General features: G+C 55.6%; 12 protein-coding genes. 1 reads left to right on the top strand and 11 read right to left on the bottom strand.

What is annotated here, in order from left to right:
• Window positions 1-25 precede the first annotated feature (25 nt).
• The 3 genes from ACR0KJ_RS18385 to ACR0KJ_RS18375 form a co-directional block, all read right to left on the bottom strand.
• Entirely contained in the window at window positions 26-1,306 is a 1,281-nt protein-coding gene (locus tag ACR0KJ_RS18385) for an ABC transporter substrate-binding protein (RefSeq protein ID WP_480627362.1), read from the bottom strand.
• A 98-nt stretch (window positions 1,307-1,404) separates the two neighbouring features.
• Window positions 1,405-1,590: a RidA family protein gene (locus ACR0KJ_RS18380; RefSeq protein WP_170456006.1), complete on the bottom strand. Its 186-nt coding sequence runs from the start codon at window positions 1,588-1,590 to the stop codon at window positions 1,405-1,407.
• A 336-nt stretch (window positions 1,591-1,926) separates the two neighbouring features.
• Window positions 1,927-5,247, bottom strand: coding sequence for an ATP-binding protein (locus ACR0KJ_RS18375; RefSeq protein ID WP_480627361.1), 3,321 nt, complete (start codon window positions 5,245-5,247; stop codon window positions 1,927-1,929).
• Window positions 5,248-5,830: 583 nt separating this feature from the next.
• Here ACR0KJ_RS18375 and ACR0KJ_RS18370 point away from each other — a divergent pair.
• The gene (locus tag ACR0KJ_RS18370) at window positions 5,831-7,810 is read left to right on the top strand and encodes a bifunctional 2',3'-cyclic-nucleotide 2'-phosphodiesterase/3'-nucleotidase (protein WP_170456002.1); all 1,980 of its coding nucleotides are present in this window, start codon (window positions 5,831-5,833) and stop codon (window positions 7,808-7,810) included.
• A gap of 302 nt (window positions 7,811-8,112) precedes the next feature.
• Here ACR0KJ_RS18370 and ACR0KJ_RS18365 read toward each other — a convergent pair whose 3' ends face one another.
• From ACR0KJ_RS18365 to ACR0KJ_RS18330, 8 genes are all read right to left on the bottom strand, one after another.
• Window positions 8,113-10,767 carry a molybdopterin-dependent oxidoreductase gene (locus ACR0KJ_RS18365; RefSeq protein WP_480627360.1) on the bottom strand — a complete coding sequence of 885 codons (2,655 nt, stop codon included), beginning with the start codon at window positions 10,765-10,767 and terminating at the stop codon, window positions 8,113-8,115.
• Window positions 10,767-11,099: a nitrite reductase small subunit NirD gene (nirD, locus tag ACR0KJ_RS18360; RefSeq protein ID WP_170455998.1), complete on the bottom strand. Its 333-nt coding sequence runs from the start codon at window positions 11,097-11,099 to the stop codon at window positions 10,767-10,769. Before nirD ends, ACR0KJ_RS18365 begins: the two co-directional genes overlap by 1 nt.
• Entirely contained in the window at window positions 11,096-13,531 is a 2,436-nt protein-coding gene (gene nirB, locus ACR0KJ_RS18355; protein ID WP_480627359.1) for a nitrite reductase large subunit NirB, read from the bottom strand. Before nirB ends, nirD begins: the two co-directional genes overlap by 4 nt.
• 4 nt (window positions 13,532-13,535) lie before the next feature.
• Complete coding sequence (locus ACR0KJ_RS18350) at window positions 13,536-15,215, bottom strand: ABC transporter ATP-binding protein (protein ID WP_170455994.1); 1,680 nt, start codon at window positions 15,213-15,215, stop codon at window positions 13,536-13,538.
• Between the two features lie 5 nt (window positions 15,216-15,220).
• Window positions 15,221-16,303, bottom strand: coding sequence for an ABC transporter permease (locus ACR0KJ_RS18345; protein WP_170455992.1), 1,083 nt, complete (start codon window positions 16,301-16,303; stop codon window positions 15,221-15,223).
• Between the two features lie 72 nt (window positions 16,304-16,375).
• Entirely contained in the window at window positions 16,376-17,740 is a 1,365-nt protein-coding gene (locus tag ACR0KJ_RS18340; RefSeq protein ID WP_480627358.1) for a CmpA/NrtA family ABC transporter substrate-binding protein, read from the bottom strand.
• 270 nt (window positions 17,741-18,010) lie between these two features.
• The gene (locus tag ACR0KJ_RS18335; RefSeq protein ID WP_480627357.1) at window positions 18,011-19,180 is read right to left on the bottom strand and encodes an ABC transporter substrate-binding protein; all 1,170 of its coding nucleotides are present in this window, start codon (window positions 19,178-19,180) and stop codon (window positions 18,011-18,013) included.
• A complete protein-coding gene (locus ACR0KJ_RS18330; protein WP_170623060.1) occupies window positions 19,177-19,761 on the bottom strand; it encodes an ANTAR domain-containing protein in 585 nt (194 codons plus the stop codon). Before ACR0KJ_RS18330 ends, ACR0KJ_RS18335 begins: the two co-directional genes overlap by 4 nt.
• Window positions 19,762-20,170 lie beyond the last annotated feature (409 nt).

The raw sequence follows: 20,170 nt of genomic DNA, 5'->3' as shown, positions 1-20,170 counted from the left end.
GTTTCCGTCTATGAACTCTACACGGTTACTGTTTTACCCAGCTGGGCAAGGTAAACTCTCCCGTAGCGTATTTGCTCGGGTAGACCACAGCCGCCGTGCCGTCTTCGTACCATTGGACCACAACCATCGAAGGCTGGGCATCGTCGAAAGGTTCAGACAAGTCAAAACGCGCGTTGTGCGGATAGGTCCGGTTGGTGACGGGCTCAACCTCGTCATCGCCCCAGAAGGCGTAACGCAGCCACAACTGACCATCCAGATCCAGCACCAGATCCTGCTTCTTCATCGCCTCGGCCCAGGCCTCGACCTTGTCAAACCCACCGGCCTCTTCGGCTGCCGCCATCGCCTGTTTCAACCCGTGATAAGCGTTGAACCCATTAAAATGGGGCAGCAGCGGGCGGCTGTCATACTTGGCCTGATAGGTGTCGACAAATTCCTGGCTGGCCGGGTCCAGCTTGAAACCCACCGAAGGCACCGGCGACAGGGTTGAGATGCCACCGCCAGCCCCTCCTGTATCCTCCCAATACTCCATCCCCAGGGCAGAGACGTTTACGCCCGTCATCGCCATCGGCACCTGAAGCTTTACATATTGCGAGGATACCACCTGCGAGTTTACCGACGAGACCTGATAGATGAAATCTGCGCCCGTATCCTGCGCCCGGCTGAAGATCGGCGCGAAATCGACGGTGGCGACGTCATAGGTGATGATGTCCTTGACTTCGATGCCCGCAACCGGTGCCAGCGCCTCGGTCACAAGACCGGTGATGGCCTCGCCAAAGGCTGTGTCCTCGGCTAAAATGACCACGGTGTCCCAGCCCATTTGGCCCTTCAACACATCCGCGCCAAAGTTAATGTACAGCGTTGCCAGCGCCTCGTCCGAGGCGATGTTCATGAAATAGGGAGCCATACCCTCGGGGTCTTCGGCCACCATGTCGATGATGCCGATATAAGATGTCCAGGTGTCCAGCGTCGGGATGCGGTATTCCTGCATCCGTGGCAGCCAGCCCAGCGACACATCGTCGATCGAGCCCGAGATGATAAAATCAACCTCTTCGGTTTCCGCCAGATACTCGTAAGCGCGCACGCCTTCGGTAGGGTCCTGCCCGGTATCAGCTGAAACAAGCGTGATCTGCTGGCCCAGAACACCGCCATTGGCGTTCAGTTCCTCAATGGCAACTTCGGCACCGCGCAGCGTGGACAAACCGGTGTCCGAAGACAGTGACCCGATAAATCCAACTTTGATCTCTGCAGCGGCCGTCGAGGCCATTAGCGCGATGCATGTTCCGCTTAGTAGTGCTGTTTTGATCATCACATTAGCTCCCTGTGTCTGTTATTTTACCATTCTTGTATTCTGTATACAGTACACAAGCCGAAGGTGCGATCAAATCCTTTCTTGGGGACTCATGTTCAGAATCCGCTGATTTCTCCGTTTTTGTTGCGAATCACTGCGTCAACGTCGATCTTCACCAACAGACCGGGCTGCGTCAGGTCGACCTGAACAGCGGTCAGTACCCGGTCGATATCTTTGAACACCTCACCATGCACACGGGCGAATTCGCCTGCCTGTAACAGGTCAGTCAGATATAACTGCAACCTGCCACATTGCGCAGATCGGCCCCCATCTCCTTTGGCGCTTTTTCGGTGCGGGAAAGGAATTAGCTCGTTTGCGCGCCTACATCGCCGGGCGCATGAATGCGTCCCGTGAGTTCGATTGCCGTCGTACCCACGACCCAGACAAACGGCGCGATACGACTTTGAGCGCGACTATTATTGCTACAGTTGCACCCCGCAATGCTGTCATTCGCTGCGTCAGCGAAATCTCCAAGCGTATTGCCTCACAGTTGGCGCAATGAAGTGAAAAATTTCCGCATTCCGTAAAAAGAGTTTCGCAATCAGTAGAACCGCGTGATGCCTTGAAAAGCATGAAATTTAGCTTACGGGTCTTTGATTAAGGAGCTTAATTGCATCAATCACATCGATCGTAGACTCACCTCCTGCAATACCATCCAGAGCAGTACGAAGATCAGATATCGCCTTGTGCGTATGTCCAAATAGTCTGCATTGTTCTGCGTAATCTACCGACGTTCGGAGTTCAAACATCTTAGCTTTCTGTTCTCTTGCAGTGGCCAAAGCCTCAAGAAATGCTTTTTCTGCGAGCTCATTCTCGCAACGTGCGAGCGCGTAGACTCGATCGGTCTCGGATCGGGCCCAGCCTTCATTTGTGTGGTGCTGTTGATCACGGGCCTGAGCCAACAATTTCAGGGCACCGTCCCGATTACCTATGTTCAAGGTGAGTTCCGCCACTAGGGTCAGAAAGAACGGTTTATAGTTTCCCGCACCACTCTCCCACCAAGTTATAGACGCTGCGTGTAACGCATCGATCGTTTCTTGTTTCGGCGAAACATAGGCATTCACCCAGCTTCGCCACAAGGTCGCGGTCAAAGACATGAATGTAAACGAGTGCTTGGCTGAAAGTTCCTCAAGCTGTTCCGCGATCTCCAGCACTTTTGCGGGTTCACGGCGCAGAAGGTGAAGCATACACAGATAGGTCATTGACTGCGCGATGCTATGAGCATGCTCCAGCTCTTTTGCACCCGCCACCGCGAGCTGTTGAACCTCAAGGGCTTTGTCCGGGTCCCCACGCATCCAAATGGCCAAGCTTAAAAAGCACGAAGTAATCGCCGCATGGTCGGACCCATAGATGTACGCCAGATGCGCATCACGTTTCCTGCTGTAGAGGTCCAGTGCTTTGCTTAAATGCTCATACGCCGACACCAGGTCACCAATGTGGAACAGTACAGCACCCATTGCGCGATGCGCCACCATCTGATGCTGCGTCTCACGAGTCGACACCGCTAGGTCCAGCAATTGCGCTGCGACGTCCCTAGCCAAATCATACTCGGCACGCACCAAATGGAAGGAATACAAACCATTCAGAACTGGGAACAGATGCTCGGTTTCGTCGATGCGTTCACACAATTCGCGTATTCTTGCATAAACAGAACCGGTTTCGTCGGCAGCTATTCCTGCGGTTGATCGTAAGACACCAGCCTTGAGTACCTGAATCTCAATTTCCTTGCGGTCCCGTTCAAAACTTTGATCCATTTCGCCAAGCTGCTCAATCGCCAACGACAGTTGCGTGCTTGCCTCAATGTTAGCGGATCGCTGGACTGCTCGTTGGCCTGCAAGGTAACGATAATCTACGGCCTCCTTACACATTCCTGCCATGGTATAGTGATGAGCCAGAATTTCCGGGCTTGCGTCACCAGTGTGAGCCAACGTGTCATCCAAATATTGCGCGACGCGAGAGTGCAGAACCCGGCGTTCTCGCTTTAGAAGGCTGTTGTATGCGGTGTCACGAATAAGGGCGTGACGGTAGCTGAAGGTTTCAAAATCCTCTGCGCGAGAAACTGAAACTATGCCAGCTTCGACCAGAAGCTCCAATCCTGCGCGTAACGCTTTATCGCTGATTCTGGCCACTTTTGAAATCAACTGGTAAGTAAACTGAGGGCCAATTACAGCTCCAATCTGGGCAACCTCTTTGGCAGAGCTCAGGCGGTCAAGGCGTGCCATCAGTGCATCATGTAACGTACTTGGCACCGAGTTCGCAGGCGATGCCCCACCCATCGTGTAAGTGTCCCTTCCCCTGGTCAGGACGCCCGATTCAAGGAGATCTTTTGTCACCTCCTCGACGTATAGCGGCACACCGTCGGATCTTGCCGCGACCACATCATACATCCCGTCAGCGACCAACTCGTCTTTAGCGACTTCGTCAACAATGCTCTTGACCTGTCGAAAGCTTAACTGCTTCAAATCAAGCTTCGTAAGGTTCGATTGCAGTGTCCAACCTGGATCGAATTCAGGCCGGAACGTCATAACCACCAGAACTGGAAGGTCGCGAATTCGCTCCACCATCCGATCCAGCAACAATTTGGTTGTTGGATCAATCCAGTGAGCATCTTCAAACAGGAAGAGAACCGGATGATCGTCAGCCTCTGATGAAAGATTGTTCAGCAACAATTCCAGAGACAGATCCATGATCTGCCGCGGTGTCAGATCCAACGCCCCCAAATGATCTTCGAACGGTATGGACAAAAGGGATGCTGCCAACTTCAAAGCTTGGTCGGTTTGATCGCTCAACACGCCGCGGATTTTTTCAAGCTTAACGTGATTTGACTCGTCAGCGCGAAGATCAGCGGCACTCTCAAGTTGGCGAATGACAGGGTACAGTGCAGTCGCAAAGTGATATGGAGAACATTGATATCGCATTTGCGTGTGGGGCAAATCGGAGATGTTCTGCCGAAATTCCTCCACCAGACGCGACTTGCCAATTCCCGGCTCGCCTGACACCAACACAACCTGCCCATTTCGATTACTGGCCAAGGCCCAATTATCGTTCAACGCCTTCAATTCTGCGGCGCGACCGACCAAAGGCTTGAGCAAAACACTGTCGATCGCCATAAACCGGCTGACTGTTTCTCGCTCTCTGGTTACTTGCCAGGCTTCGACTTCCTTAGCAAAACCCTTGAGCTTGAACGCGCCACGCAAAACGTATTCAAAAGCATCACCAGCCAACTGATGAGTGGTTGGGGCGATGATCATCGTCCCCGGATCTGCCATCGCTTGAAGACGCGCGGCCAAGTTGGGCGTCTCACCCATCGCCGTTCCGTCCTCAAACATCTTTTCGCCTCGCAGATCGCCGACCACGACCAATCCGGTTGCGATCCCAATCCGGACGTTGAGTTTCGCGTGGGTGCGAACATCCGGCATCTCATCAATGATACGCAGACCCGCACGAATGGCGCGTTCGGGATCATCTTCATGGGCGTGGGGAAATCCAAAAAAAACCATGATTCCGTCGCCATAGTAGCTGGCAATATGGCCATCAAACGCTGCAACAGCCGCCGCACAGGTTTCCTTAAAAAGTCGAAGTACATCGGCCAGATCCTCCGGATCGACGCTTTGTGCTATTTCCGTTGATCCGACAAGATCGATAAACATTACCGTAAGCTGTCGCCGCTCTGCCACGATCTCGGGGCTGTTGGTTTTGCTGGGCGGTCGCCGCTCCTCTTCTATGCCGGCGCGAATGGCTTTCAGAAACCGCCTCCTCGGCCCGAGGGGAAGTCCGATTGTTACTAGGTCTTCGTCAGTTAATTCGGACAGGTCGCCAAGTTCGATTTCATGTTCAGTAAAAGCGACAGCATACTTGGACAAACCATGTTTCTTTAGCCAAGACGCTATATCGGACATCAATAAGTTTTGCTTACGTTAGTAACAGGATCTCTACATGTACTCTGCCAGCAACCATCTCCTTGTTAACTTAAACCGCCAATTAACCGATGGCTTATTTGTTAAACAATAAGAACAAGTACTTATTCAATGAAGACGTCCGTTTAATACCAAGTCAAGGACTTCATTAGCTCTATTGACGTTTTACTGGAAGCCACGTCGGATCCAAGCAAGCGGTTTCGCCGAGGCTGCAAACTGTGTTGCCTGGAGAACTAGCGGACTGCGGACAGGAGCAACCATCTGTTGCAGCTCTGCGAAACAAGGGTGCATGAACGAGAAAATATATGTCAAAGTATATCTTTTTCAGCATTTTGCTTGCTTCCTTCAGGTTCGAAGGTTCAAAAACTCGCCGCGTTTGATTGATAAGCAACTATTGGCTTAGGTTCACCATCTGCGATCCCTTAGCAAACCCCCAAAGTTAACGTATGGTGTTAAGTACAGTTGCCTGTGAATAACGCGACACATGCTCTCGTAACCGATTTCATACGAATGCCGCGGATAGTCCGCGAAAGTCGCGTTGACCAACCCACTTGAGAGGTGCCCAATGTCGTTCTCTAACCGCCCACCAATTTCGCGTCGTCAGTTTCTGTACACAACTGCTGCAAGTGCCGCAGCCGTTACGCTTCACCCCTTCTCGGCTGCTGCGGCGAACAACCAGGCACATTTGCGGATCATGGAAACAACCGACATCCATGTTCATGTATTCCCCTATGATTATTATGCCGACAAGCCCCGTGACACGGTGGGCCTGTCCCGTACGGCTTCGATCATAAATGAAATCCGCTCTGAGGCGACGAACTCGCTTCTGGTGGACAACGGAGACTTTCTGCAAGGAAACCCAATGGGCGATTACATCGCCTATGAACGCGGTATGAAAGAAGGGGGCAGCCATCCAATCATCACCGCATTCAATACGATTGGCTATGATGCGGCCACACTGGGCAACCACGAGTTTAACTACGGATTAAACTTTCTTGAGACCTCATTGGCAGGTGCGGATTTCCCAGCGGTTCTGGCTAATGTAGCAAAGGAGAAAGGCGCAAGCCCGCGCGAGGACAAGACGCTTATCCAACCATACGCCATTCTCGACCGCGAGATCGAAATGGGTGACGGCACAAAACATCCGATCAAGATCGGTGTGATAGGCTTTACGCCTCCGCAGATCATGAACTGGGATCGCAAGCATCTCGAAGGCAATGTCCAAGCGCGGGATATCGTTGAGACGGCAAAGGCTTTTGTCCCTGAGATGCAGGAGCGGGGCTGCGACCTGATCATCGCCTTGTCGCATTCCGGGATTGGGGACGCCAACCATGAAGATGGTATGGAAAACGCGTCGGTCGTGCTGGCTGGCGTCGAAGGGATCGACGCGCTGGTCACAGGTCACAACCATTTAGTTTTTCCGTCGCCTACCTTTGCAGACCGCCCCGGAATTGACGTCGATAAAGGTACTCTGATGGGCAAGCCCGCCGTCATGGGCGGGTTCTGGGGGTCGCATCTTGGTCTGCTTGATCTGCTGCTGCAACGGGATGGAAATGAATGGCGGGTGGTGACAACCACATCCGAGGCGCGGCCTATCTCGCGGCGGAACGAAGACCGGTCAATCACCGCCTTGGTCGAAGATGATGAGCGCGTCCTGGACTCGGTTGCGACGGATCACGACGAAACGCTGGCCTATGTTCGTCGCGCAGTTGGCAAGACCTCGGCACCGCTGCACAGTTATTTCGCGCTGGTCGCAGATGATCCCTCAGTCCAGATCGTCTCGATTGCGCAGAAGTGGTATGTCGAAGAGATGCTGAAAGGCACCGAACATGAAGGCCTGCCGATCCTGTCTGCGGCAGCGCCTTTCAAGGCTGGTGGCCGCGGTGGTCCGGAATACTACACCGATGTACCCGTTGGTGATGTTGCCATCAAAAACGTCGCGGATCTCTATCTCTATCCGAACACGGTGCGCGCAGTCCGCGTGAATGGAGCGCAAGTTAGGGGTTGGTTGGAACGGTCGGCCGGAATGTTCAATCAGGTTGAGACGGGTTCAAAGGATGCGATCCTGCTGAACCCGGAATTCCCGTCCTACAATTTCGACGTCATAGATGGCGTGACCTATGAAATTGACCTGTCCCAGCCATCGCGCTTCGGACCCAAGGGAGAAGAGATTAACCCCGATGCAGCGCGCATTGTGAACCTTTCTTACGACGGCGAACCAGTTACCGATGATATGGAGTTCATTATCGCCACCAACAACTATCGCGCATCAGGGGGTGGTTCATTCCCCGGAGCTTTAGGTGACACAATCGTATTTGAGGCCCCGGATACCAACCGCGACGTCATCGTTCGCTACATTGTCGAACAGGGTACGATTGATCCAAAGGCAGATGCCAACTGGTCTTTTGCTCCGCTTGCGGACACGACTGTTTTGTTCGAGACAGGCCCGAAAGCACGGGATTACATAGGCGACGTCAAGGGTGTCACAATTGAGGACGCCGGAGAAGGAGCCGACGGCTTCGCAGCCTTCCGGATCAAGCTCTGACTCAATTTGGGCTCAAAAATAACCCGCCATCAAAAAAGGTGGCGGGGTTGTTTCAGTTGCCTCGCGGCCCTCTGTAGCGACGCGAATTTCATCGCTTTTGCTAAGTGCGGCTCGTCAGACGAGACACTTACTACAAACGCGAAACTCGGGCATGGGTGGAGGTCGGAAACAATAGGCAAAGACATCTTCTGACCCCAGTAAGGCTAAATTGGATATGTTGAACAGTATGAACAGAACCCATGCTTTATTTGAATGCCGATAAAAGCAAACCGCAGTCTTGGTCGAAAACCCCGTGTCTACCCTTATTGTTCTTGCAGGCAATTCTTCGGGTTATTGCGTTTCAACTTCGAATGCTCCGTGACCAAGTCAACCAACTCTGGACGGCATGAACCACAGTTCGTTCCAGCCTGAAGGGTATCTCCGATATCGTCCACATCGATCAAACGTTTGTCGTGAATGGCGCTAATGATGGTCTTTAATCCCACCCCGAAACACGAACAGATGATTGGTCCACAGTCTTCAGAAGCGGAAGATGACCGGCCAGACAGAATCTGATGGAGTGAGACCTCAGGCAAAGTTGCCAAAAACTCTCGCATTAGTGTGATGGGTTGTCGGGAAACAAAGAGCGCTGCCAAAAGGCGCTGTCCGTCAGACAATGCGATCCTGTACGAGCCGCGTTTGGAATCTTCGATTGAAGTCACTACGGCATCGGATAGCCCAAACCACTCGCGGGCTTTGTCTTCCCAATCGTCAATATCTTGCTTCCCCGCTAACTCGATCCTGTAACCTTTGGCCGTTTTGCTCATTGCCCAATATTCTGCCGTAGGTGAGGCCGCATCGACGGACACGGCGAAACCGTACCACGAGGCATTCATACGTCGCACAGAAACGGCCGCCGCCTTGCTCTCAGGCTGTCCAGAGATTGGATCGACTACACTTGGAACAAGCGCATCCACACGGGCTGTTGGCGCCGTTTCACCTGTCCAGTGAATGGGAGCAAATACTTGACCTGGCGCGACGGTGTCTGTGATGCGAAGTCGAAAGATGCCGCTTCCGACCACGCTGTTGAGCTCAACCAAATCTGCGGTACCAAGACCCAACCGATCAACGTCCTTCGGATTAACCTCGACGTATGGTTCGGCCAAATGGGCCGAAAGACGGGGAGACAACCCAGACCGAGTCATAGTGTGCCACTGATCCCGGTTTCGTCCTGTGTTCAACAGAAACGGGTATTGGTCAGACGTCGCCGCTTTGGGTGAACGATGAGTGACAGGAACAAAACGTGCTTTGCCATCCGGATGAAAAAACTGCGCATCACCGAAAAATCGGCCATCCGATTTGCGAGATGTCGTCGGCCACCGTGACGGGTTCAGATCTTCGTAGTCCGAGTCATCAATGTCCGAAAATTCGGTAATGTCCAAGTCTTTGCCAAATGCCACGGCAAGCGAAGTCATGTTCGCGTATTCTCGAAAAATCTGCGCCGGTGACTCATAACTGAATGCCTCGGTCCACCCCATGCGGCGGCCCACCTCGGCCATAACATCCCAATCCGCACGTGCTTGTCCCGGAGGTGACAGAACGACGCGTTGTCTGCTGATCGTGCGGTCTGAATTGGTTACTGTTCCGCTTTTTTCGCCCCATCCCGCAGCGGGCAACAAAACGTCTGCAACGCGTGCAGTGTCTGTTCGGGCAGTCAGGTCACTGACAACTACGAATGGACTTTTTTTGATAGCCGCCATCACTCGGTCTGCATCCGGCATGGTGGCCGCCGGATTGGTGTGGATGATCCAAAGTGCCTTTATCTGACCGCCTTCGACAGCGCGAAACAGGTCAACCGCTTTCAGCCCCTGCTTTTCTGGCATCTTTGGAGCTTTCCAGAAGTCCTGGACGGCTGTTCTGTGAGCTTCGTTTTCGATATCCAAGTGACATGCGAGCATGTTGGCCAAGCCACCGACCTCTCGGCCTCCCATAGCGTTAGGCTGACCGGTGACCGAGAACGGACCCATCCCTGCGCGCCCGATCCGCCCGGTGGCCAGATGGCAGTTCAGGATCGCGTTGACCTTGTCTGATCCGCTGGAGGATTGATTTACTCCCTGGCTGAAGATCGTAACAACGCGCTCTGTACCGATCCATAAATCGCAAAAAGCCTCAATTTCATCAGGGCTTAGCCCGGTCTCATTCGCATCATCAAGCTGCGCGAGTTCGAAGGCTTCATTGAACCCCAGGCTGCGATCCAGAAAATCCGGAGCAATATGCCCCGTTTGGTGAATTCTGTTCAGCAACCGATTGAACAGCGCCACGTCACTGCCGGGTCGCAGCGCCAGATGGAGATCTGCTTGATCGCAGCTTGCTGTTCGACGCGGATCGACAACTACAATCTTCGTACCGCGCGCCTGACGGGCAGCTATGACACGCTGATACAGAACGGGGTGGCACCAAGCGAGATTCGAGCCAACCAAGACAACCAGATCAGCCTCGTCTAGATCCTCAAAGGTTCCGGGTACTGTATCTGTCCCGAAGGCGCGTTTGTGCCCGGCCACGGTCGAAGCCATGCATAGCCGCGAGTTGGTGTCGATATTCGCCGAGCCTATGAAGCCTTTCATCAGCTTGTTGGCAACATAGTAGTCCTCGGTTAGCAACTGTCCTGATACATAAAAAGCCACGCTGTCCGGCCCATGCTTCTTAATTGCGGCAGAGAACCGATCTGCGACCAATTGCAAGGCATTGTCCCAACTGGTGTTCTGGCCAAAGGCGCGAGGAGCCAGCAACCGGTGTTGCAGCCCGACAGTTTCACCTAACGCCAGTCCTTTTGAACATAAACGACCACGGTTCGCCGGATGATCCGGATCGCCGCGAACGGTCAAACCTCCGACCCCATCAGGCCTCAGGAGCACACCGCAGCCAACCCCGCAATAAGCGCAGGTCGAACGAACTTCGGGTAGGCTGGTGCCGTCCATCAGGCTGCGCTCCGTTGAGCAACCGCGCTGACGTCGAGCAGAATACGATCATCTTCGAGGCGCACCGGATATGTGGTGATCCGACCGTCATCGGCACCCTGCGCTTCGCCTGTGTTCAGGTCGAACACCCAATTGTGTAAGGGGCAGGTCACCGACTGGCCGTGGACAATGCCTTCGGACAATGGGCCACCCTTGTGCGGGCAGCTGTTTGTCGCGGCGTATACTTCTGCCTTGGCGGTCCGGAAGACGGCGATACAGCCGATATGGGTTTTGACCAGACGCGCTCCGCGCAGTGGTATGTCGTCGATATGTCCGATGTCGATCCAGCTCATTCCGCCGCCTCCAGTGTGAAATCTGCAATCGGCGCATAAGTTTGCGCCTTGTCGCGCACGTGTTCGGCCCATGGATCCTTGCGGTAGATGCTTTGCGACAGTTCAAACCGCGCGACCAAGTCGGCCCGGTTTTCAAGATCATCCACAATCTGCGCCTTGACCCAGTCCATGCCGACCTTCTCCAGCCATTTATACAATCGATCCAGATACTTACCGCCTTCACGATAGGCCTGGGTGACGGCCATCACGACCTCGATGGCCTCGTCTTCGGTGGGCACCTGACAGAGCAACTCGGTCTCTTTCACGTCCATACCTGCGGCCCCGCCGATGCTGATCTGATAGCCAGATTCCACGCAAACGACACCGATATCCTTGCAGGTCGCCTCAGCACAGTTGCGAGGACAACCGGATACTGCCAGTTTCAGCTTGTGCGGCGTCCACGAGCCCCACAGGATTTTCTCCAGCTTGATACCAAGGCCGGTGCTGTCCTGCGTGCCAAACCGGCAATGATCGGTTCCGACACAGGTTTTGACCGTCCGCAGACCCTTGGAATAGGCGTGGCCCGAGACCAGACCAGCCTCGTTCAGATCCGACCAGATCGAAGGCAGATCCTCACCCTTCACGCCCAGAAGATCGATGCGCTGACCGCCGGTGACCTTGACGGTTGGCACATCATACTTGTCAGCGGCGTCAGCGATGGCGCGCAGTTCTCCGGGGGTAGTGATCCCGCCCCACATGCGCGGCACAACGCTGAATGTACCATCCTTCTGGATATTGGCGTGTTTGCGTTCGTTCACAAACCGGCTTTGCGGGTCGTCCTGATATTCCAAAGGCCAATCCGCCAGCAGGTAGTAGTTGATCGCCGGACGGCAGACATGGCAGCCATTTGTCGTTGTCCAGCCAAGCTCCTGCCAGACAGCGGCCTGGCTTTTTAGTTCCTGGCCCTTGATTAAACGCCGTACGTCCTCATGCGTCAGATTGGTGCAACCGCAGATCGGTTGCGCCGTTGGCATTTGGAATTCATCGCCCAGGGTGACTTGCAACACCTGTTCAACCAGCCCCGTGCATGTCCCGCACGAGGCGCTGGCCTTGGTGCTTTCACGCACGGCGCCCAGACCGTTGGCGCCTGCGTTGATCGCCTCAACTATGTTTCCTTTACATACGCCGTTGCAGCCGCAAATCTCCGCTTCAGGCGGCAATGCTGCAACGGCTGAAAGAGGGTCCGCGGTATCGCCCCCCTGATAAGCCGGACCGAAGATCAGCGTCTCGCGCATGTCTTCGATGCTAGTACTGTCCTTGATCAGGCCGAAGAACCAATTGCTATCGGCAGTGTCGCCATACATGACCGCGCCGACCAGACGATCCTCTTCGATGACGAGCCGCTTGTAGACGCCGCGCGAAGGGTCGCGGAACACGATATCCTCACGTCCCGGCCCATCCGCGAAATCGCCCACGCTGAACAGATCACAGCCGGTGACCTTCAACTTCGTTGAGAGGGTTTTCTGAACAAACGCTGCCTCTTCGCCCAACAGCACCTGCGCGGCCACTTTCGCCTGATCATAGAGCGGCGCGACAAGGCCAAAGACCGCCCCGTCATGTTCGACGCATTCTCCCACGGCGTAGACATCCGGGTCCGAGGTCAGCATCTGGTCATCCACACGAATGCCGCGCCCGGTTGCCAGCCCTGCCTCCTGCGCCAGCGCGGTATTGGGGCGGATGCCCACCGCCATGACCAGCAGATCACAGGGCAGTTCGGTCCCTTCATCCAGTAACAGAGCGCGGACCTTGCCGTCTTCCCCGAGGATTTCCTTGGAATTCGCCTGCAGGCAAATCTTGATGCCTTTGTCTTCCAGCGACTTCTTCAGCAGATAGCCTGCAGCTTCGTCCAACTGACGCTCCATCAGGTGGCCCATGATATGAACGACCGTGACGTCAACCCCATGCGCGGCCATGCCCGCGGCGGCTTCAAGCCCCAGCAGGCCGCCGCCGATGACGACAACCTTGTTGTCCGGGCCCATGCCCATCATCTGCTGGGTGTCTTCCAGATCACGATAGGCAATCACGCCGTCCAGATCATGACCGGGCAAGGGGATGATGAACGGGTTAGACCCGGTGGCGATCACCAGCCTGTCGTAAGGAACGTGGCCGTTTGCGCCCACGACCACCTTCATCTCGCGGTCGATTTTTTCAACTTTTTCGCCAAAGCGGCAGGAGATGCCGCGCTCGGCATACCAGGTGTCGTCATGGGTGACGATCTCTTCATAGGTCTTCTCACCCGATAGAACGGGGCTCAGCATGATGCGGTTGTAGTTCCCGCGAGGCTCGGCGTTGAACAGGGTGATGTCGAACGCATCCGGCGCGGCATCGGTCAGGTGTTCCAGCACCCGACCTGAGGCCATACCTGCGCCAATGACAACAAGTCTTTGCTTCATGATTTCACTCCGCTGCAATCGCCTTGGGGGCGGGTGTGTTGGGCTTGGCGCCGTGTTCGTATTCTTCGAGGAAATCGAGGACTTCCTGCCGGTAGGCGTAGTAGTCCGGATGTTCCAAAAGGGCCTTGCGAGTGCGCGGCCGCGGCAGGTCAACCTTGGTGATCCTGCCGATCGTTGCCTGCGGGCCGTTGGTCATCATCACCACACGGTCGGCCAGAAGGATCGCCTCATCCACGTCGTGGGTCACACAGATCGCGGTGACCTTGGTGCGGGACCAGACCTCCATCAGAACTTCTTGCAATTCCCATCGTGTGAGGCTGTCGAGCATTCCAAACGGTTCATCCAGCAGCAGCAGTTTGGGAGACAGGGCAAAAGCGCGGGCGATGCCGACGCGTTGCTTCATGCCGTTCGACAGGTTTGAGGCGGATTTGTCCATCGCATCGGCCAGACCGACCCGCTCCAGATAGTATTCGACCACATCCTGCCGCTCGGCCAAGCTGGCCTTGGGATAGACTTTATCCACCCCAATCGCGACGTTTTCCTTGGCGCTGAGCCACGGGAACAGGTTGGGTGACTGGAACACGACGGCGCGCTCAGGATCTGCCCCTTCGACATGGCGTCCATCCAGCTTGATCGCGCCTTTCGAGATGTCGTTCAGCCCAGCGGCCATTGTCAGAACCGTGGATTTGCCGCAGCCAGAGTGGCCGATCAGCGAGATGAATTCTCCCTTGTCGATCTTCAGGTCGAAATCCTCGACCACGGTCAACGGGCCTTTGGGAGTCGGATAAACCTTGTGCAGTTGCGAGAAGTCTAGGAAGCGGTCCTGGATCATCCCTTTCTGCGCCTCTGCCACCGCCGTTGGCACGCCATGAATTGGGGTGACATCGGGCAGGATGCGCGAGCCTTCGACCTTGGCCTCGATTCCCACATCCATCAGGTATTTGGTGACGTTAGCGCGCAAGCGCTTGAATGTTTCTTCGTTGTTCATCGCGCCCCGATCCCGTGGGCGCGGGATCGACACCCGAAACTCCTGTCCGAGCGTACCATCCGGGTTCAGGGCAATGATCCGGTCGGCCAGAATGATTGCCTCATCCACGTCATTGGTGATGAGGACACAGGTTTTCTTGTTAGCCTCCCAGATGTGTTCAATCTCATCCGCCAGATTGGCGCGAGTCAGCGCGTCAAGCGCTGACAGAGGCTCATCCAGCAGCAGAACCTCGGGGTTCATCGACAAGGCGCGCGCCACGTTGACCCGCTGTCGCATCCCACCGGACAGTTCTGCTGGGCGGCGCGTTGCGGCATGGCTTAGGCCTACCATCTTCACGTAGTGCGCAACCTTCTCGGATTTCTCGGCCTTACTGAGGCCGGGAAAGACTGTGTCTACCGCCAGACCCACATTGCCGCTGACCGTCAGCCACGGCATCAGAGAATAGTTTTGGAAGATCACGCCACGCTCGGGGCCCGGCCCCTTGATCGGAGTACCTTTGAACGTGACCTCTCCGCCGGTTGGGGTGTCCAGTCCGGCCATCAGGTTGATCAAGGTCGTCTTGCCGGTGCCCGAGAAGCCGAGGATCACCAGAAACTCACCCTCTTGCACGTCAAGGTCGATACCTTTCAGCACGTCGGTGCGTGCGGCGCCTGCACCGAAGGATTTCGAGGCCTTCTTGAAGCTCAGAATGCTCATCTCGATCACCGGTTATTCGTGAAGGTAAACAGCGATTGCAGCGCGTACATCACCCGGTCCAGCAGAAAGCCGATGATGCCGATGGTGAAGACCGCAACCATGATTTTGGCGAGCGAGCTGGACGAGCCGTTCTGAAACTCATCCCAGACAAATTTGCCCAAGCCGGGGTTCTGCGCCAGCATTTCAGCCGCGATCAGAACCATCCAGCCGACGCCCAGCGACAAGCGCAGGCCAGTGAAGATCAGCGGCAAGGCCGAGGGCAGCACCAGCTTGGTGATCTTGGTATAAGTGTTCATTTTCAGAACCTTGGAAACGTTTACCAAGTCTCTATCGATGGATGCCACGCCCAGAGAAGTGTTGATCAGCGTGGGCCAAAGCGAACACAGGGTCACAGTGATGGCCGAGATCAGGAAGGATTTGGCGAACAAGCCGTCATTGGTGACGTAAACCGCCGAGACGATCATGGTCACGATCGGTAGCCATGCCAGCGGTGAGACCGGCTTGAAGATTTGGATCAGCGGGTTCAGCGCCGCATTTGCAGTCGGTGAAAGGCCAGCAGCGATCCCAAGCGGAACAGCCACAACCGTAGCGATCAGGAAGCCGAAAAACACGGTTTTGATCGAGGTCCAGATTTGCTGGTAGTAGGACGGAGCACCGGTGTAAGCGACTTGCTTGACCTCATCCGCCCGGCCCGCATCGATCAGCTTCTGGTTCCGTTTCTCAACCATCGCCTCGAACTTGTCGCGTTTGGCGGCCTTGGCCTGCGCGTCCTCGTTCAGGTTGATCATTTCTTCCCAGACCTGAGCCGGTCCGGGGACCGCGCCCAGAGAGGTTTGAACTTTGGGTGCCAATGTCCCCCACAACAGCAGGAACGCGCAGATCGACAAAAGGGGAACGACCAGAAGACGCCAGATCTCGGTCATCTGGGCGCGCGGGTTGTCTCCGGCAGCGGCCTTCAGAACCGGGGTGGCCCAGCTGAGGCCCAGAACCTGGAACCATTTGTCGGCTGCGTTGATACGGGTGAACAGGCGGGCGCGACGCGCCTCTCGGGCGGCGTCTGCGTTGAATTCGGGATCGACCGTTGTCATCTGATGTGTCCTTGCGATGGCGGGGCACTTTGGGGTCCGCGCTCGACCAATGCCGGGCGCGCTGTTTCGGGATTAGCCTTGCACGTCCGAGCCGACGATCTTCTGATCGCCTTTCAGACCGATGGAGAGGCTTTCGAGATAGGCGTTGGGGGCGCGGCCGTCATAGGCGATGCCGTCGATGATATCCTCGGCAGGGGTCGGCGCTTTGTAACCATCGCTTTCCCAAGGGAAGTCGGCCTCATTCGCCAGCCCTTCGTCGACCAGCAAGCGCGCGGCTTCCAGATAGATCTCAGGCTTGTAGATGGATTTGGCGACTTCGTCATACCAGCTGTCGGGCTTGGATTCGGGGATCTGACCCCAACGGCGCATCTGGGTCAGGTACCAGATGGCGTCTGAGTAGAACGGGTAGGTCGCGTTGTAGCGGAAGAACACGTTGAAATCAGGAACTTCGCGCTTGTCGCCTTTCTCGTATTCGAACGTGCCGGTCATCGAGTTGGCGATCACGTCATAGTCCGCGCCGACGTATTCCGCACGGCTCAGAATTTCGACGGCTTCAGGGCGGTTGGCGTTGTCGTTTTCATCCAGCCACTGCGCAGCACGGATCAGAGCCTTGGTCACGGCCAGAGTGGTGTTTGGGTATTCTTCGGCGAACTCTGCCGTGATGCCAAACACCTTTTCCGGGTTGTTCTTCCACAGCTCATAGTCGGTAATCACCGGAACGCCGATACCCTTGAACACGGCCTGCTGGTTCCACGGCTCACCCACGCAGTAGCCATAGATCGTGCCGGCCTCTAACGTGGCAGGCATCTGCGGCGGAGGCGTCACCGACAGGAATACATCTGCACCGATCTGACCGGTCACGTTTTCGGGGCTGTAGAAGCCCGGATGCAGACCACCGGCTGCCAACCAATAGCGCAGTTCGTAATTGTGGGTCGAAACCGGGAAGACCATGCCCATGTTAAAAGGCTTGCCTTCGGACTTGTATTTCTCAACCACCGGAGCCAGAGCTTCGGCGCTGATCGGGTGCTGAGGACGGCCATCCTCCATGACAGGGATGTTCGGCTTCATCTCTTCCCAAACCTCGTTGGAGACGGTGATGCCGTTGCCGTTCAGGTCCATCGAAAACGGAGTGATAATATGGGCTTCGGTCCCGTACCCAATGGTCGCTGCCAAAGGCTGTCCAGCCAGCATATGCGCGCCGTCCAACTGACCGTCGATTACGCCGTCCAGCAGCACTTTCCAGTTGGCTTGTGCTTCCAGCGTCACGAACAGGCCTTCGTCCAGAAAGTACCCATTCTCATAAGCAACAGCCAGCGGCGCCATATCGGTCAGCTTGATGAAGCCAAACGTCAGCTCGTCTTTTTCCAGTTCCAACTCGGCTAGCGCCGGAGACACAAGTGCCGTCGTTGCAGCGAGGCCTAAAAGAAGCATTTTCATCTCGATCCCTTTCGGTTCAGCCCAACCCCTTGGGCAAACAAAAAAGCCGCCGACACAGTCCGCCGGGAGGAGGTGGCGGATGGTCGAGCGGCTTTGCTCTTGTGAGGTGCCCTGGACTATGGGCGAATTCCGTCGGTGGGCGTCGTTGCCTGCCGATGTCTTAATTAAGTCAGTCGCAAAGCGCGGCGTCATCACTTTTTGAGGTTTTCACCCTGAAAATTCTGCAATGCAGCAAGAAGATATGCTGCACTGCAAAAATTTTGTGCAGACTTACCCGGTAGGCTCGAAAATGCGCCGGTCGAAAAAGACATTCCGAGACAGAATCAGGCTGCCATTGGCCGAGGCAACCGCCGTCGACTCGGGCAACGCCCCCTCCAGTTTCTCCGACGCGCCGGGGGTTTCGACGCCCAACCTTTGTAACTCGCGGCGATAGAGATCACTGCGAAAGACCTTGGCGGCTTGTCGTTCCGCAGTTCCGGCGTCCAGCCCGTTTCTTTGCGCCAATTGATGCGCGACCCATTTCGCCTGGCTGCGCCACGGGAAAGTAGCGGCGCCGTCAAAGAACTCGACGAATCCATCCACATGGCGTTGCTCGCCGCGGGCCGAGATTGTGAATTCGCCCATCAATGCTCGGTCGATCAGTTCGGGTGAGACGTTGAGGTAGGTTTTACGCGATAGCATCTCGGACGCGGTCGTCCGGCTGTCTGCGTTCGAGAGCCAGCGCCCCGCGCGCCAAACGGCCCGCATGAGGCTGCCCAGCAAATGCGGCTCGGTTTCGGCCCAATCGTTTCTGACCGCCAACACCTTTTCAGGTGCACAGGTCCAGATCGCCTTGCCGGGCAGCAGCAGTGCGCCGACATTGTCGTCTACGGCGAATGAGCCCCAAGGCTCGCCCACGCAGAAGGCATCGATCTCGCCACCCGCGAGTGCCTGCGCCATCAGCGGCGGTGGCACAGTTCGGATTTCGACCCGTTTAGAGGCCAGCTCGGTTCTAGAAACCCAATAGCGCAGTAATTCAACATGCATTGAAAAGGGAAAAGGCACGCCAAATACCAAAACGTCACCGGCGGCCTTTGCCAGCGCAGTCCCAGCCGCAGCGGCATCAAAGAAGTCGAAGCCGTAACCTTGTTCGGTCAACCGGTCAGCCAATTGCGTTCCAACGCCGATGACATTGCCATTCAGGGAAAGGACAGACACGGCGGATAGCGGCGTTGCAATGCCACCAAGACCTAAAGCCATCGCAACGGGGATAGGCGACAGCAAATGCGCCGCATCCACATGCCCGAAGGCGAGCATGTCGCGCAAAGAGGACCATGACGGGGCTGGGCGCAGGTCCAGCGAAACACCCTCGGCATGGTCAAACCCCATCTCGCGCGCGACGATAAGCGGGGCCGCGTCGACCAGAGGCATATAGGCGACGGGCAGAATTGGGGTTCTCATGACAACAACCCCGACGCAGTTACAAGGGCTTCGGCAACATCCGCGACCCGGCGGTTCTGATTCATCGCAGTTTTGCGCAGCAGGGCATAGGCTTCGTCTTCCGACACACCCTTGGCCTTCATCAACAACCCTTTGGCGCGGTCGATCACCTTGCGATCTTCCAAGGCGCGGCGGGTCTCCGCCAGTTCGGTCCGCATCTGACGTAGTACCTGAAAGCGAGCGATGGCGGTATCGATCACAGGTTTTATGCGCTCGACTTGAAGGCCATCGACTACATATGCTGAGACCCCAGCTTCAACGGCGGCTTTTGACAACCCGCCCGCTGCGCCCGAGACGAACATAGCCACGGGACGTTCCAGTGGACCCGACGCAACGGTCAGCTCTTCAAGCATATCGCGCGAGGGATTGTCGATATCTATCAGGACAATGTCTGGGCTATGCGTTGCGATTTTGCGTGCCAGCCCGGAGACATTACCGATCACAAAAACCTCAACGTCTCCGGACTCTTTTAAGGAATCTACAATTGCAAAAGCACGTTCTTGATTCTGTTCGACTACAACGACTGTCAGGTTTGTTTTCATAGAGAATCAAGTGAGCCCAAGCGTCATTGATCGCAATTACAACTCCATCAAAAGTAGTCGTCGGACTACCGGTTCGCCCAATTTCTCAGCTTATTTTTCGCGCGCAGCGGAATGTCTGCACAGTTTTTTTGCATGTATCAAAAAATTTTACAGTGAACACCGCGGTGACGCATTGGATCGAATCTTTTTGGGGGGCACTCCTTAGCTCTGGGACGTTCAAATGCACTTCCTTAGACGATCAATTCGAAAGTCCGCTTTGTCAGCAAACCATGTGGTTTCGCGAACGCAGCGAACGACCGCTTCCCGCCCATTTTACCATAAACAACTGGACTTTGGGCTGTTCGGAAGCGGTACTGACGACGGTCAAGATTCGCTCGGAACAGCCGGGCTCCACTCAGTACAGGGCGCA

The organism is Ruegeria sp. AD6 (genome assembly GCF_056542325.1).
The sequence above is the reverse complement of the archived record's forward strand: the minus strand, read 5'-3'. Positions and strand labels throughout refer to the sequence as shown.